This window comes from Microbacterium sp. JZ70 (genome assembly GCF_053903225.1).
This window is the reverse complement of the sequence record NZ_CP096405.1, coordinates 552,879-567,786: the sequence shown is the minus strand read 5'-3', so window position 1 is coordinate 567,786 and position 14,908 is coordinate 552,879. Positions and strand designations below refer to the sequence as shown.

12 protein-coding genes are annotated in these 14,908 nt (G+C 72.0%); 4 read left to right on the top strand and 8 right to left on the bottom strand.

What is annotated here, in order from left to right:
- Positions 1-42: 42 nt before the first annotated feature.
- Complete coding sequence (locus M1D46_RS02550; RefSeq protein ID WP_271172552.1) at positions 43-480, top strand: Hsp20/alpha crystallin family protein; 438 nt, start codon at positions 43-45, stop codon at positions 478-480.
- Positions 481-552: 72 nt separating this feature from the next.
- Here M1D46_RS02550 and galK read toward each other — a convergent pair whose 3' ends face one another.
- Positions 553-1,749: a galactokinase gene (gene galK / locus M1D46_RS02545; protein WP_456286504.1), complete on the bottom strand. Its 1,197-nt coding sequence runs from the start codon at positions 1,747-1,749 to the stop codon at positions 553-555.
- Entirely contained in the window at positions 1,746-2,891 is a 1,146-nt protein-coding gene (gene galT / locus M1D46_RS02540) for a galactose-1-phosphate uridylyltransferase (protein ID WP_456286503.1), read from the bottom strand. The genes galK and galT overlap by 4 nt, the downstream gene beginning before the upstream one ends.
- 89 nt (positions 2,892-2,980) lie before the next feature.
- Here galT and M1D46_RS02535 point away from each other — a divergent pair, with 89 nt between their 5' ends.
- The 3 genes from M1D46_RS02535 to murJ all read left to right on the top strand — a co-directional run bounded on the left by M1D46_RS02535 (position 2,981) and on the right by murJ (position 7,922).
- Positions 2,981-3,958, top strand: coding sequence for a LacI family DNA-binding transcriptional regulator (locus tag M1D46_RS02535; protein WP_456286502.1), 978 nt, complete (start codon positions 2,981-2,983; stop codon positions 3,956-3,958).
- Between the two features lie 93 nt (positions 3,959-4,051).
- Entirely contained in the window at positions 4,052-6,304 is a 2,253-nt protein-coding gene (locus M1D46_RS02530) for a DUF6049 family protein (RefSeq protein WP_456286501.1), read from the top strand.
- On the top strand, positions 6,297-7,922 hold the full coding sequence (gene murJ / locus M1D46_RS02525; protein WP_456286500.1) for a murein biosynthesis integral membrane protein MurJ: 1,626 nt from the start codon (positions 6,297-6,299) through the stop codon (positions 7,920-7,922). The genes M1D46_RS02530 and murJ overlap by 8 nt, the downstream gene beginning before the upstream one ends.
- A 265-nt stretch (positions 7,923-8,187) precedes the next feature.
- Here murJ and M1D46_RS02520 read toward each other — a convergent pair whose 3' ends face one another.
- From M1D46_RS02520 to M1D46_RS02495, 6 genes are all read right to left on the bottom strand, one after another.
- Positions 8,188-8,964 carry an alpha/beta fold hydrolase gene (locus tag M1D46_RS02520; RefSeq protein WP_456286499.1) on the bottom strand — a complete coding sequence of 259 codons (777 nt, stop codon included), beginning with the start codon at positions 8,962-8,964 and terminating at the stop codon, positions 8,188-8,190.
- Positions 8,961-9,488 (bottom strand): PadR family transcriptional regulator, encoded by a 528-nt coding sequence (locus tag M1D46_RS02515; RefSeq protein WP_456286498.1) that lies wholly within the window; start codon positions 9,486-9,488, stop codon positions 8,961-8,963. Before M1D46_RS02515 ends, M1D46_RS02520 begins: the two co-directional genes overlap by 4 nt.
- A 56-nt stretch (positions 9,489-9,544) precedes the next feature.
- Positions 9,545-11,554, bottom strand: a complete 2,010-nt coding sequence (locus M1D46_RS02510) for a beta-galactosidase (protein WP_456286497.1) — start codon at positions 11,552-11,554, stop codon at positions 9,545-9,547.
- A gap of 98 nt (positions 11,555-11,652) precedes the next feature.
- Complete coding sequence (locus M1D46_RS02505) at positions 11,653-12,972, bottom strand: ABC transporter substrate-binding protein (protein WP_324013290.1); 1,320 nt, start codon at positions 12,970-12,972, stop codon at positions 11,653-11,655.
- 34 nt (positions 12,973-13,006) lie between these two features.
- Positions 13,007-13,918 carry a carbohydrate ABC transporter permease gene (locus M1D46_RS02500; protein ID WP_271172542.1) on the bottom strand — a complete coding sequence of 304 codons (912 nt, stop codon included), beginning with the start codon at positions 13,916-13,918 and terminating at the stop codon, positions 13,007-13,009.
- Position 13,919: 1 nt separating this feature from the next.
- The gene (locus M1D46_RS02495; RefSeq protein WP_271172682.1) at positions 13,920-14,849 is read right to left on the bottom strand and encodes a carbohydrate ABC transporter permease; all 930 of its coding nucleotides are present in this window, start codon (positions 14,847-14,849) and stop codon (positions 13,920-13,922) included.
- Positions 14,850-14,908: the final 59 nt, after the last annotated feature.

The following is a 14,908-nucleotide window of genomic DNA, read 5'->3' as shown; positions in this document are numbered from 1 at the left end:
ATGTTGCGAACAGCGCCGAGCGAACAGAGGAGGACGATCACGATGGCGATGTTCTTCGATCCGTTCCGTGAGTTCGACCGGGTGGCCGAGCAGCTCTTCGACCGCCAGGGCCCCCGCCTCATGCCGATGGATCTCTACCGCGATGGAGACCACTACGTGCTGAGCGCCGACCTTCCCGGCATCGATCCCGGAAGCGTCGACATCGATGTCGACGGCCAGCTCCTGACCATCCGCGCCCAGCGGACGGGCCGTAGCGAAGAGGGCGTGAAGTGGATCACGCGCGAGCGGCCGACGGGCGCGTACATGCGTCAGCTGAACCTCGGCCAGGGCATCGATACCGAGCGCATCACGGCGACCTACGAGAACGGCGTGATGAGCGTGCTCATCCCTATCAGCGAGAAGGCGAAGCCGCGCAAGATCGAGGTGCAGCGCTCGGGCGACAGCAGCCAGACGCTGACGGCCCCCGAGCTCACCTCCTGATCCCCCGGATCATCCGCGCGCACAGGGAGAGGGGCAGATGCGATCGCATCTGCCCCTCTCCCTCTGCGCTGGCTATGCGTCGCGACGCGCGCCCTCCGACGGCGTCACCGTGAAGGTGTGCGGCGCCCGGAAGCCGCGTTCCGCGAAGGCCGCACGGGCCGCCTCGGCGACGACGTCGACCCGATCGGCGTCCACGAGCGCGATCGCCGCGCCGCCGAAGCCGCCGCCGGTCATGCGCGCGCCGATCGCACCCGCCGCGAGCGCGGCCTCGACGGCGGTGTCGAGCTCGGGGACCGAGATCTCGAAGTCGTCCCGCATCGACGCGTGCGACGCGACGAGGAGGTCGCCGATGGCCCGCGGCCCGGCCGAGCGCAGCGTGGCGACGGTGTCCAGCACACGCTGGTTCTCCGTCACGATGTGCCGCACCCGGCGGAAGGTCACCTCGTCGAGCGTCTCCGCGGCGCGCGCGAGGTCGTCGACCGACAGGTCGCGCAGCGAGGGCACGCCCATGTCGGCCGCGCCCTTCTCGCACGAGGCCCGGCGCTCGCGATAGCCGCCCGTCGAGTGCGCGTGCGTGACCTGCGTGTCGATGACCAGCAGGGCAAGCCCCTCCCGGGCGAAGCCGAGGTCGACGGACTCCGTCGCGAGGGTCCGGCAGTCGAGGAACGTCGCGGCGTCGGGCCGGCCGAGCGTCGACGACACCTGGTCCATGATGCCCGTCGGCGCGCCGACCGCCTCGTTCTCCGCCGTCCGCCCGATCTTCGCGATCGAGAGGCCGTCGAGCCCGAGCTCCCACAGATCGCTGAGTGCCGACGCCGTCGCCCCCTCGATCGCCGCCGACGAGGACAGTCCCGCGCCGACCGGCACGTCCGATGCGAGGGCGATGTCGAGGCCGCCGACGTCCGATGCGCTGCGCCCGGTCGCCGCGAGGGCCGCCCAGGCGACGCCGAGGGGATAGGCGGCCCACTCGGGCACCGATCCGCTGTGCACGGCGTGACCCGCTGCTCCGTCGAAGGTGGCCGCGAGCGCGTCGATCGACAGCTCGAACGGGGCCCGGTCGAGGGTCGAGATGACCCGGATAATGCGGTCGCCTCGCATGCCGACCGAGGCATACGTGCGGTGCTCGATCGCGAACGGGAGCACGAAGCCCTCGTTGTAGTCGGTGTGCTCCCCGATGAGGTTGGCGCGCCCCGGCGCCGACCAGACGCCCACCGGCTCTCCGCCGGTGAGCGAGCGGAGCAGGTCGATCGCCTCGTGCTGCGCGGTCATGCCCCCACCGCCTCGCGCAGTCGCTCTGCGGTCTGCTCGGGCGGGACATCCCCGATCCACGCTCCCATGGCGGCCTCCGATCCGGCGAGGTACTTGAGCTTGTCGGCCGCGCGACGCGGCGAGGTGAGCTGCAGGTGCAGCCGCGCCGTGTCCCTCGCGACGTCCACGGGCGCCTGATGCCACGCCGCGATGTACGGCGTGGGGGTGTCGTAGAGACGGTCGACGCCCTGCAGCAGACGCAGGTACACCGAGGCGAGCTCGTCGCGCTCGGCGTCCGTGAGAGCGACGAAGTCGGGAGCATGGCGCCGTGGCACGAGGTGCACCTCGACGGGCCATCGCGCGGCGAACGGCACGTACGCGATCCAGTGCTCGGCCTCGAGCACGACGCGGGGGCCCTGCTGCTCGAAGGCGATGATCCTCTCGAACAGATCGGCGCCCTCGCGCTCGATGGCCTGCAGCAGGAGCTTCGTGCGCGGCGTGATGTAGGGGTACGCGTAGATCTGGCCGTGAGGATGGTGCAGCGTCACGCCGATCTGCTCGCCCCGGTTCTCGAACGGGAAGACCTGACGGATGCCCGGCAGGGCCGAGAGCGCGGCGGTGCGGTCTGCCCATGCCTCGATGACGGTCCGAGCGCGGGTCGCCGTCTGCGTGCCGAAGGAGCCCTCGCGCTCGGGGCTGAAGCACACGACCTCGCAGCGGCCGACCGACGTGCGGCTGCGGCCGAGCCCCGGCGCGTCGAGGTCGTCGAGGCCGAGCGGCGGGTCGACGGCGGCGGGCGCGTCCCCCGTGGCGACGTCGAGCGCCGGGCCGAACGACGGCGACTTGTTCTCGAAGACCGCGACGTCGTAGAGGCTCGGCACCTCCGACGGGTTCGTCGGCGTCTGCGGGGCGAGGGGGTCGAGCTCGGCCGGCGGCAGGAACGCCCGGTTCTGGCGCGCGGCGGCGACCGAGATCCAGTCGCCCGTGAGCACGTCGCGACGCATCGTCGCCGTCTCGGGCCGCGGACCGAGCTCGCGCTCGTCGATGCGCCGCTCCTCGGGCAGCGTCGTGCCCGGGTCGTCGTAGTAGATGAGCTCGCGCCCGTCGGCGAGACGCGCGACGCGCTTGACCACGCCGGCGCCCAGCGTCGTCCCCGGTGCCACCATGGCTCCTCCGTTCCTGCGCGATGCCGCGCGTGTTGACGTCAACATGGATGGTAGTGCAAAGTGGGTCGCAGGAGAAGGGAGACCCCATGGCGCAGGTGTCGGCCGCCGACGTCGCCCGACTCGCCGGGGTCTCGGGCCAGACCGTCTCGCGCGTCGCCAACGGATCTCCTCGCGTCGACCCGACGACCCGCGCGCGGGTCGAGGCCGCCATGGCTCAGCTCGGCTATCGGCCGAACCGCACCGCGCGCGCCCTGCGGACCGGCCGCACCCGCACGATCGGCGTCGTCGTGCGCACGCTGGCCTCGGTCGGCAACACCCGCATGCTCGAGGCCGTCACGCAGGCCGCGTCGGCCCGCGACCACGCCGTCCTCGTGGTGACGCTCTCGGAGGACGCCGAGCGCGCCGACACGGCGTTCGCGGCGCTCGCCGACCACGGCGTCGACGGCGCCGTGGTCCTCAACGAGGCGACACCGAGCATCCACGAGGCCGCGGAGCCCGGGTTCCCCGTCGTCGCGGTCGACGCCGACACGAGCGAGCGGTTCACCGTCATCTCGTCGGATCACGCCGGCGGCGCCGAGAGCGCCACCGCGCACCTCCTCGCGCAGGGGCACGCCTCCGTGCATCATCTGGCCGGCCCCGCGGGCTCGTTCGCCGCCGCCGAGCGCGAACGGGGATGGCGCGCCGCCCTCGCGGCGAGGGGCGCGACCGCGCCGCGTCCTCTGCGCGGAGACTGGACGGCCGCGACCGCCCGCGATCTCGCGGAGGAGCTCGTCGCGGACCCCGCGGTCACCGCGGTCTTCGCGGCGAACGACCAGATGGCGCTCGGCGCCCTGCACGCCGCCCACGCAGCGGGGCGCGACGACCTCGCAGTCGCCGGGTTCGACGACGTCGTCGACGCGGCGGACTACTGGCCGCCGCTCACGACGGTGGCGCAGGACTTCGACGAGCTCGGCTCGACCGCGGTCGACCTGCTCCTCGCGCTGCTCGCGGGCGACGCCGTGGCCGACCGCACGATCGTGCCGACGCGCCTCATCGTCCGCGAGAGCTCGCTGCGCCCCCGGTGACCACTGCGGCACGCCTCGCAGGGCGCGTCCAGCCGTGTTCGTAGGATTGAACGGTCCCGTGCGCCCTCGCACGACCCGATGAGCAGGATGTCCATGACCCACCGCCGCACGGCCGAGGCACGCAGCTGTCTGCGACGTCTGGGCGCGCCGACCGCGGTCCTGCTCGCGCTGCTCCTGGGCGCCCAGCCCGCGCTCGCCTCGGTCCCCGATGCGACCTCGGAGCCATCCGATGCGCCCCGCCGTCACGTGACCGCTCCGAAGGAGAGCGGGCAGGAGGCGCGGGTCGGCGTCCCCGCGGACGCGGACGGCGACGACGACCAGGCGCCCGCTCTCTCGCTCCTCCCCGCCCAGCAGGGAGTGCTCGGCGCCGGTGCCGCCCTCAACGCGACGGCGACGATCGCCAACCCCGGCGCGGAGGCGCTGCCGGCGGGCACGCTCCGCCTCGACATCGCGCGGTCGGCACTCGGCGACCGCGCCGCGCTCGACGCCTGGCTGGCGTCGGGCGACGCCGACGGAGACTTCGCGACGCTCCAGACCGCACCGGTCGACGAGGTCGGCGGAGGTGCGAGCGCGACCGAGGAGCTCTCGGTCGCGGCGGATGTCGCCGGCCTCGAGGGTCTCGCAGCCGGCGTCTACCCGCTGCGCGCGACGCTCGGCGCAGGCGCGTCCGCGGTCGAGGGCCGCAGCGTCGTCGTGGTCGCCGACGGCGAGCGCGCGCCGGTCTCGGTCATCGTCCCGATCACCGCGCCGCCGACCGCGGCGGGGCTCCTCACCGCCGACGAGATCGGCACCCTGACCGGCCCCGACGGCGCGCTGTCGCAGGCGCTCGAGGCCGTCGCCGGCACGACGGCCGTGCTCGCGGTCGATCCGGCCATCCCGGCGGCGATCCGCGCGCTCGGCACGGCAGCGCCTGCTGCCGCCCTCGAGTGGCTCGAGCGGCTCGAGGAGCTGCCGAACGAGCGCTTCGCCCTCCAGTTCGGCGACGCCGACGTGACGGCGCAGATCCAGGCCGGCCTCGCGGCGCCGCTCGCGCCCACGAGTCTGCGCGCGTTCGAGAGCGGCGAGAACTTCGCGGCACCTGAGCCGACGCCGTCGGCCACGCCCGCCGCGGAGGAGGAGCCCGCCGCGCCGGATGAGCCCGCCTACCCCTCCCTCGAGGAGCTCCTCTCCATCGGCGAGGAGGCGGCGCGCGTGTACTGGCCGGCCGAGGGCTCCGCGGGGCCCGACGTCGTGTCCGCTCTCGCCGTGGAGGGAGCGACCACGCTCATCCCCTCGACGTCGACCGCCGAGGGAGCAGAAGGAGCCGCCGTGCCCGCGCGCGCCGAGGGCGCGCTCGTGTACGACGAGGCCATCTCCGAGGTGCTCAGCGCCGCCGCGCTCGACCAGAGCGCGCACGAGGACGATCTCGTCGAGGCCTCCGCGGAGCTGTGGTTCGCGGCGCACGAGACCGGAGGAGCTCCGCTCCTCGTCGCGCTCGACCGCCCCGCGTACCCGGCCGACGACGCGGAGGCGCCCACGGCCATCCGCACCGAGGAGAGCCTGCGCGACGCCATCGAGAGCGTCACCCGCAATGCGTCGGTCGAGGCCGTGCCGCTCACCGACGTCCTCGAGGCCGAGGCGCAGCCCGTCACGGTGTCCGAGGTCGCGCCGGAGCCGGAGCGCACCGCGGCGGTCTCGGCCTTCACGTCCGCCGAGCCGGGCCTCGCGCACATGGCGTCGGCGCTCGACGAGCCCGAGCTGCTCACGGGCCAGGCGCGCGCCGAGGCCCTGCAGCTGCTCGGCGTCGGATGGACCGACGACCCCGACCGCTGGCGCGAGGCCATCGGCGCGCACGCCGAGCTGACCGCTCAGCGCGTCGACGGCATCGGCGTCACGGTGTCCGACCAGGTGCAGCTTCTGAGCGCCGAGGCGCCGCTGCCGGTCTGGGTGCGCAACAGCCTCGCGTGGCCCATCACGGTCGTGCTCGAGGTGCAGCCCGACAACGTGCGCCTCGACGTGCAGGAGCGCATCGAGGTGCAGGTGCCGGCGGGCAGCAACCCGCGCGTCGAGATCCCCGTCGAGGCGCGCGTCGGAAGCGGCGAGGTGCAGCTCGCGGTCTCGCTGTTCACGGCATCGGGCGAGCAGATCGGCGGCGTGCAGACCATGGACGTGACCGTGCGCGCCGAGTGGGAGCGCATCGGCATCGCCGTGCTCGTCGCGATCATCGTGCTGCTCGTCGTGGGTGGCGTGATCCGCACGGTGCTCCGGCGACGCCGGCGGATGGCCGAGCGCGCGACCCCGGACGGCGCGACGGCGGACGGCGCGGATGGCCCGCCCGCAGGGGAGAGGGACGCATCGGATGACTAGCCTCGGCCGCTCCAGCGCCATGATCGCGGCCGGGACGCTCGCCTCGCGGGTCACGGGTCTCGTGCGCTCGATCGTCCTCATCGCGGCGGTCGGCTCGTTCGGCAACGCCTCCGACGCGTTCACGGCGGCGAACCAGCTGCCGAACAACATCTTCATGATCATCTCGACGGGCGTTCTGACGGCCGTGATCGTGCCGCAGATCGTGAGGTGGAGCGCGCGCGAGGACGGCGGGGCCTCGCACATCTCGAAGTTCATGACGCTGGGCGGTGTGCTGCTCGCGGGCGCGAGCGTGCTCGCGATGATCCTCGTCTGGCCGCTCATCTGGCTGTACGGCGCCCGGTTCGACCCCGACACCATCGCGCTCGCGGTCGCCTTCGCCTACTGGTGCCTGCCGCAGATCTTCTTCTACGGGATGTTCGCGCTGCTCGGCGAGACGCTCAACGCGCGCCGCGTGTTCGGCCCGTACGCGTGGGCGCCGATCGTCAACAACATCGTCTCGATCGCGGGATTCGGCGTGTTCATCGCCGTGTTCGGCGGCCATCAGTCGTCCCTCGCGCAGTGGACGACCGCGGACGGCGGCTGGAACCTCCCCAAGGTCGCGCTCCTCGGCGGCGTCGCGACGCTCGGCATCGTCGCCCAGATGTTCGTCCTGCTGTTCTTCTGGCGCCGCACGGGGCTGAGCATCCGCCCCGACTTCCGCTGGCGCGGCATGGGTCTGCGCGAGGTCGGCAGCCTCACGAGCTGGACCTTCCTCATGATGGTCATCGGCCAGCTCGTGTCGATGTACCAGCAGAGCACGATCTCGGACGCGTCCGGGCAGGCGTCCGTGACCGTCTGGTTCACGTCGTGGCTCGTGTTCATGCTCCCGTACTCGGTGATCGTCCTCTCGATCGGCACCCCCTACTTCACCCAGCTCAGCGAGCACGCGGCTGCCGGGCGCGACGACGAGGTGCGCGCCGACATCGGCCGGGCCATCCGGATGCTCGGGCTCCTCTGCGTGCTCGCCACGGCGGCCGTCATGGCGGCGGCGGCGCCCGTCGCCCGGATCTTCACCGAGAACGGGGAGCAGGCGGTCGAGGCCTCCCTCGTGCTCATCGGATTCCTCATCGGGCTCGTCCCGCTCGCGGTCCAGTTCGTCGTGCAGCGCACGTTCTACGCCTACGGAGACACGCGGACGCCGTTCTGGTTCACGGTCTTCCAGGGCGCGCTGTCGGTGACCTTCGCGACGGCGTCGATCCTCGTCTTCTCGACCGACGAGCTGCGCCCCTACCTCACCGCCGCGGTGGCCACCGGGCAGTCGCTGTCGAGCACGGCGCAGGTCGTGCTCGCGACCTGGCTCCTCCGGCGTCGTCTCGGGCCGCTCGGCCTCGGCGTCTCGCTCCGGGCCCTGCTGCGCTTCGCGCTGGCCGCCCTCCCCGCCGCCGGTGCGGGCGTCGGCGTGTACCTCCTGTGCGGCGGCGCCGGGGGATGGATGCTCGACGGCATCGCGCAGGCGATCGCGGGGTGCATCCTCATCGGCGGCGCCACGGCGCTCGTCTACGTCGTCGCCCTCGCGGTCCTGCGCTCACCCGAGCTGAAGTCCGTCACGCAGCTCATCCGCGCGCGGCTCAGGCGCTGACGCTCACCTGCGGCGGGCGCGTTCCGAGGCGCGCCCGCCGCAGGCGGTCACCGGAGCGCTGGGGACGCCTGCCGGTGCGGCTCCGGGCGCTGGGGTCGCCCGAGCGGAGCACCCGCGGAACGCGGGCGCCTCCGACGCTATCGGCGCGGTGCGAGCGCATCGGGCGCGTCGCCCGTCGCACCACGCCAGGCGGGCAGTTCCACCCGGGCAGAACGGGGAGTCGTGGTCAGAATCTCCGCGAGACCTGCCGCCTCGGCTCTCGGGCTCAGTCGGCGCGCGCGATCCGCGGGTCCATCCGGCCATCCATCCACTCGCGCACGACGCCGTTGAAGAGGGGGACATCCTCGACGTTCCAGACGTGGTGCATCCGAGGGACGAGGCCCGTCCGCGCGGTCGGCAGCGCTGCCCGGAGCACGGCGAGGGACCGGCGCACGACGGCCGGCTCGCGTTCCCCGGCGACCGCGAGGAGGGCGCCGCCGTAGGCGCCGAGACCCGTCGGCACGCGGCCCGCGTCGACATCGGCCGACATCGCACGGGCGTTCTCCTTCCGCACCGAGAGCCCGTGCCGCACGAACTCCTCGCGGGCATCCTCCGGCAGCCGAAAGGCCGCGGCCTGCGCACGCCAGAACCAGGCGGCGTCCCACAGGGCGAGCTGCAGCGCGGCGATGGCCCGCGCGCTGCGCCCCACACCCGTGAGCGGTGCCCCCGTCACGAGCGCTCGCGGCACATCCGCCCCGTGCCGGGCCAGCAGCCGGAGGGCCACGACTCCGCCCAGCGACAGTCCGACGAGGTCGAACGCGCCGCCGACCCCGGCCGACCGCACCTGCGCGACGACGTCATCCGCGACGGCGTCGAGGCCGGGCCAGTCCTCCGCCGTGCGCGCGCCGAATCCCGGCAGATCCGGCGTGAGCACCAGCCGGTCGCGGAACGCCTCGACCTGCGGCGCCCACATCCAGTTCGCGACGTTCCCGCCGTGGAGGAGCACGAGGGGCCGAGTGCCCGTCTCCGCATGCACCGGGTGGATGACGGGGAAGGCGCTCATGGCAGGTCCGCCTCGATCTCGTCGAGCCAGGCGAGTTCCGCCCGCATGTGCGCGATGCCGTTCGCGAGCGTCGCCAGACGGAAGCGCGCAGCGCGATCGCGGGGTGCGCCCGTCGTGTCTCGGATGCTCTCGAAGTGCGCGAGGAGCTCCTCCGCCTCCTGACGGCGCACCGCGAGAAGCCGACGGAGAGCCTCCGGCTCGAGCCCGTCGGCGAAGAAGAGACGCGCGAGGAAGGGGTCGCGGTCGGCATGCGCCTCGACGGGGGAGACCAGCCATTCGGCGAGCGCCGCCCGCCCCTCCGCTGTGATGCGATGCACCTGGCGGTCGGGCGCGCCCGCACCGGGCACGACCTCGACGGCCGCCAGCCCGTCGTCCACGAGGCGCGCGAGCGTCCGGTAGATCTGCGCCTTGTCGGCCGCCCAGAAGTGCCGGGCGGTGGAGTCGAAATGCCGCTTGAGGTCGTAGCCGGTCATCGGCGCGAGAGCGAGCAGGCCGAGGATGATGCGGGAGAGGGTCACGCCCATAGTAGACAACACATCTAGGTGACTTGTCTACTAGTTCGGGGGCGAGCCCTCGCCCCTCACTCCTGGCGGAACACGGCCACGCCGCGCGGAGGCAGGGTCTCCCCGCCGAGGAGCGGCGCGCCGGCGACCCCGTCGAGAGGCAGCTCGTCATCCGTGCGATTGAGCACGAACGCGAAGCGGGCGCCGTCAGAGCCGCGCAGCGTGAGCGCGGCTCGCCCGCGCAGAGCCTCCGGCAGCTCGCTCTCGACGCCGGCGCCCTCGAGCAGGGCGGGGACGATCGTGCCGAGCCCCGCGGCGCCCAGGCGCGTCGAGACGTAGGCGGCGGATCCTGCGCCGACGGCGCGCCGCGTCACGGCGGGGGAGCCGTCGAGCTCGGACTCCGCGTAGCGCGCGAGCACCTCGACGCCCGGGTCCACGAGGTCGACGGGCTCGCTCCAGAGGGTGCCGATCGCGCCGGAGTCGAGGCGGATGGTCTCGCCGTCGTACAGAGGACGGAACTCCTCCACGCGCACGCCGAGCAGCTCCCGGAACGCGCCGGGGTAGCCGCCGAGCCACGCGCGGTCGTCCTCGTTCACGGCACCCGAGAAGTACGTCGTGACGAGGTGCCCGCCCGCCTCGACGTAGACCGCCAGCGTCTCCGCGAGCGCAGCCGGGACGGCGTAGAGCACAGGGGCGATGACGAGGCGGTAGCCCGAGAGGTCGACGTCGGCGGGCACGACGTCGACGCGCACGCCGGCATCCCGCAGGGCGGTCCACCAGTCGAGGGCCTCCTGTCGGTACCGCAGCAGCTCGGTGGGGTGGGAGTCGAGCTCGCTGCCCCACCACGAGTCCCAGTCGAACAGGATGGCGACAGGGGCCGGCACGGCCTCGGCGCCCGCGATGTCGTCGAGGCGCCGCAGCGTCGCGCCGAGCTCGACGACCGAGCGGAACACCCGGCTGTCGGGGCCGGCGTGCGGGACCATCGCCGAGTGGTACTTCTCCGCCCCCGCCGCCGACTGGCGCCACTGGAAGTAGCAGACGGCGTCCGCTCCGTGGGCGACATGGGTGAGCGAGTCGCGGACGAGCTCACCTTCGCGCTTCGGGCGGTTCACGCTCTGCCAGTTGACCGCGCTCGTCGAGTGCTCCATGAGGAACCACGGGCGGCGATGCGAGATGCCCGAGACGAGCGCGGCCGAGAAGGCGAGCTCATCGTACGACTGCGGCCCGGGGTGCCGGTAGTGGTCGTTCGAGACGAAGTCGAGCTCGTGCGCCCAGTCGGCGTAGTCCGCGTGCTGCGTCTCGCCCATCACCATGAAGTTCGTCGTGATGGGGATGTCGGGGGTGATCCGCCGCAGCAGATCGCGCTCGGCGATGAAGTGCTCCTTGAGCGCGTCGGACGAGAAGCGCTTGAAGTCGAGCTGCTGCGTCGGGTTCGGATGCGAGTCGACTTCGCGCGGCGGGAGGATCTCGGAGAAGGATCCGTACTGCTGCGACCAGAACGCCGTGCCCCACGCGTGGTTGAGTCGCTCGATCGTGCCGTAGCGCCTCTCGAGCCATCCGCGGAAGGCGCGCGCCGCGTCATCCGAGTAGTCCCACGCGTTGTGGCAGCCGAGCTCGTTGTTGACGTGCCACGCGACGAGCGCCGGATGGTCCCGGTAGCGCTCGGCGAGCGCCTCGACGAGGCGCAGGGCGTAGCCGCGGAAGACCGGCGACGTCGGGCGCCAGTGCTGACGCGCGCCGGGGGAGAGGATGTGCCCGTGGTGCGTGACGGGGAGCACCTCGGGGTGCTTGATCGTGAGCCACGGCGGAGGAGACGCCGTGGCCGTCGCCAGGTCGACGCCGATCCCGTTCGCGTGCAGCAGGTCGATGACCTCGTCGAGCCACGCGAAGTCCCACGTGTCCTCTGCCGGCTGGATCTTCGCCCACGAGAAGATCCCGACCGAGACGACGTCGACGCCCGCCTCGCGCATGAGGCGGACATCCTCGTCCCACACCTCTCGGGGCCACTGCTCGGGGTTGTAGTCGGCGCCGTACGAGATGCGTCGCGTCGTGCCTTCGGGGGTGCGCAGCCAGCGGTGCGTCTGCATGGATCGGCTCCTTGTCATGGGGATGGCCCGGCGGATGGCGCGGGACGAGGCGCGGGGTGCGTCGCGGTCGCGACGCACCCCGCGAGGGGAGGTCGCGGCTACTCGACCGTGAAGCCCTGGTCGGCTCCGTACTTCACGAGGGTCTGCTGCCACTCGGCGAGGCCCTCGGCGATCGTCGTGTCGCCGACGTACGCCTTGCCGACGGAGTCGTTGAACACGCTGTTCGCGTACACCTGGAACGGCAGGTACTCCCAGCCCTCGACGACGTTGGCCGACGACTCGGAGAGAACCTCGTTCACGGTCTGACCGCCGAAGTACTCGAACTCCTTCGCGAGGAACTCCTCCGACTCGAGGTCCGCGACCGTCGCGGGGAACCCGCCGCCGTCGATGCGCAGCTGCACGCCGTCGCCGTTCGCGGCGAACTCGAGGAAGTCGTAGGCGAGCGCCTTGCTCTCGCTGCTCTCGAGCACGCTCATCGCGCTCCCGCCGTTCTCGGCGGTCGCGGTGCCGCCCTCCTCCCACTGCGGCATGGGCGCGACGCGCCAGTCTCCCGCCGCGTCCGGCACGCCGGTCTCGAAGTTGCCGGGCATCCACGCGCCGATGGTGAGCGTCGCGATCGTGCCGTTGCCGAGGCCCTGGTACCACTCGTCGCTCCACGAGCTGATCGGCGCGACGAGGTCCTCCTCGACGAGTTGCTGCCAGTACTCGGCGAAGCGCGTGGAGCCCTCGTCGGCGAGATCGATCGAGACGTCGGTGCCGTCGACCTGGAACGGCTGACCGCCCGCCTGCCAGATCATCGAGGTCGCGAAGCCCGCGTCACCCGTGTCGTTCGTGATGTAGAGGTCGGGGTCCGCCTCGTGAAGAGCGCGCGCGGCCTCGAGGTACTCGTCCCACGTGGTCGGCACCTCGATGCCGTGCTCGTCGAAGACGGCCTGGTTGTAGAAGAGCGCCATCGGGCCCGAGTCGAGGGGCAGGCCCCAGACGCCCGTTCCGCCGTAGTTCACGGCGTTCCAGGGCCCCGGAGCGAACGCGTCGGCGAGATCGGCCGCGCCGAACTCCGTCAGGTCGGCGAGCGACTCGCCGATCGCGAACTGCGGCAGCGCGTAGTACTCGACCTGGGCGAGGTCGGGGGCACCGGATCCGGCGGTGATGGCGTTCTGCAGAGCGGTGTACTGGTCGTTGCCGGTGCCGACGTTGACGACGTCGATCGTGACGTCGGGGTGCTCCTCCTGGTATGCGTCCGCGATGGTCTCGACGGTCGGATCCCAGGCCCAGACGGTGAGCTCGCCGCCCTCCTCGGCAGCGGTGTCGGGGTCGGCGGCGCCGCCCGAGCACCCGGCGAGGGCGAGGGCTGCGACGCCCGTGAAGGCGGTGCCGATGAGGGCGCGGCGGCCCAGGCGGCGGAAGGTGCGGTTCATGCGGTTGGCACTCCTTTGTGGTGGGTGAGGACGGTCACTCCTTGACGGACCCGGCCGCGAGGCCGGACTGCCAGAAGCGCTGGAGGAAGAGGAAGGCGATGATGAGCGGGACGATCGTGAGGAGCGACCCGGTCAGGACGAGATCGAAGATCGCCGTGCCGCCGGCGGTCGCGGCCTGCGCGTTCCACTGGTTGAGGCCGATGATGAGCGGGTACCAGTCGGGGTCGCGCAGCATGATGAGCGGCAGGAAGTAGTTGTTCCACGTCGCGACCATCGTGAACAGCAGCACCGTGACCATCCCGGGAGCGAGCAGGCGCAGCGCGACCTGCCAGAAGATCCGGAACTCGCTGGCGCCGTCGATCCGCGCGGCCTCCATGAGCTCGGTCGGGATGGCCTCGCTCGCGAAGGTCCACATGAGGTAGAGGCCGAACGGCGAGATGAGCGACGGGACGATGACGGACCACGGCGTGTTCGTGAGACCCATCTCGCTGAACATGAGGAAGGTCGGCACGGCCAGGGCGGTGCCGGGCACGGCGACCGCTCCGATGACGACCGCGAACACGGCCTTCTTGCCCGGGAAGTCGTACTTCGCGAGGGCGTAGCCGCCGAGGACGGCGAGCAGGGTCGCCCCGCCCGCGCCCACGATCACGTACAGGAGGGTGTTCGCGAACCAGCGCAGGAAGATGCCGTCGTCGTACGTGAGCGCGCGGCCGATGTTGTCGAACAGCGCGAACTCGTCGCCGAACCAGAGGCCGAACGTCGTGAAGAGGTCGTCCTGCGTCTTCGACGCGTTGATGAACAGCCAGACGAGCGGGATGAGCGAGTAGATGAGGATGATCGCGGTCAGCGCGGTCAGGAGCACGCTGCGACGCGGGCGGTCGATCGTGCCGAGCGGGCGGCGCGCGCGAGCGCCGGGGCGGAGGGTGACGAGGCTCGTGGTGGACATGTCAGTCGGCCTTCCGCATCCCGCGCAGCTGCACGACGTAGGCGATCACCATCGTGATGACGCCCATGATGATCGCGACGGTCGCGGAGTAGTTGAGCTGCTGGCCCGAGAACGCGAGGTTGTAGGCGTACAGGTTGGGCGTGAACGAGGTCGTGATCGCGTTCGGCGCGAGCGACTGCATGATGCTCGGCTCGTTGAAGAGCTGGAAGCTGCCGATGATCGAGAAGATCGTCGCCACCACGAGGGATCCGCGGATGGCCGGGAGCTTGATCGCGCGGATGACCCGGAACTGGCTCGCGCCGTCGATCGCCGCCGCCTCGTAGAGAGAGGTCGGGATGACCCGCAGCGCCGAGTAGAAGATGAGCATGTTGTAGCCCGCGAACTCCCACGTGACGATGTTGCCGATCGACGCGAGCACGAGGTCGGGGGAGAGCAGCTCGGGGAGCGCGATGCCGAGCAGGTCCTCGAGGTTGCCGACGAGCCCGAAGCGCTCGCCGTACATGAAGCCCCACATGAACGCGGCGACGACGGCCGGCACTGCGTAGGGCAGGAAGATGCCGATGCGGAAGAAGTCCCGTCCGTACAGGCGGCCGCTGTCGATCGCGAGAGCGGCGATGAGCGAGATGCACAGCATGATGGGCACCTGCACGACGAGGAACAGCGCCACGCGGACGAAGCCCTCCCAGAACGCGGCGTCGGAGAACGCCGCGACGTAGTTGTCGAGGCCGACGAAGACCGTGCCGCCGACGAGCTGCGAGCGGAAGAGGCTGAGGTAGATCGAGTACGCGATCGGGGCGAGGAAGACGAGCGCGAACACGATCATGAACGGAGCGAGGAACCCCCATCCGGTCCATCGGCCGCGTGCATGGCGCGCGGCTCTCGTCTGCGCCCGGCCCGGTGGCTTCACCGAGACGGCAGGCGACGTCGTCATCATCCTGGGGTCCTCCGCTGCGTCGACAGGAGTGTGGGAACAGCTATGTTTGCGTAAAC

Coding starts and splice junctions, on each gene's coding strand:
- M1D46_RS02550 (WP_271172552.1), top strand. CDS start 43: ATGGCGATGTTCTTCGATCCGTTCCGTGAGTTCGACCGGGTGGCCGAG.
- galK (WP_456286504.1), bottom strand. CDS start 1,749: ATGACCGCGCAGCACGAGGCGATCGACCTGCTCCGCTCGCTCACCGGC.
- M1D46_RS02535 (WP_456286502.1), top strand. CDS start 2,981: ATGGCGCAGGTGTCGGCCGCCGACGTCGCCCGACTCGCCGGGGTCTCG.
- M1D46_RS02530 (WP_456286501.1), top strand. CDS start 4,052: ATGACCCACCGCCGCACGGCCGAGGCACGCAGCTGTCTGCGACGTCTG.
- murJ (WP_456286500.1), top strand. CDS start 6,297: ATGACTAGCCTCGGCCGCTCCAGCGCCATGATCGCGGCCGGGACGCTC.
- M1D46_RS02520 (WP_456286499.1), bottom strand. CDS start 8,964: ATGAGCGCCTTCCCCGTCATCCACCCGGTGCATGCGGAGACGGGCACT.
- M1D46_RS02515 (WP_456286498.1), bottom strand. CDS start 9,488: ATGGGCGTGACCCTCTCCCGCATCATCCTCGGCCTGCTCGCTCTCGCG.
- M1D46_RS02510 (WP_456286497.1), bottom strand. CDS start 11,554: ATGCAGACGCACCGCTGGCTGCGCACCCCCGAAGGCACGACGCGACGC.
- M1D46_RS02505 (WP_324013290.1), bottom strand. CDS start 12,972: ATGAACCGCACCTTCCGCCGCCTGGGCCGCCGCGCCCTCATCGGCACC.
- M1D46_RS02500 (WP_271172542.1), bottom strand. CDS start 13,918: ATGTCCACCACGAGCCTCGTCACCCTCCGCCCCGGCGCTCGCGCGCGC.
- M1D46_RS02495 (WP_271172682.1), bottom strand. CDS start 14,849: ATGACGACGTCGCCTGCCGTCTCGGTGAAGCCACCGGGCCGGGCGCAG.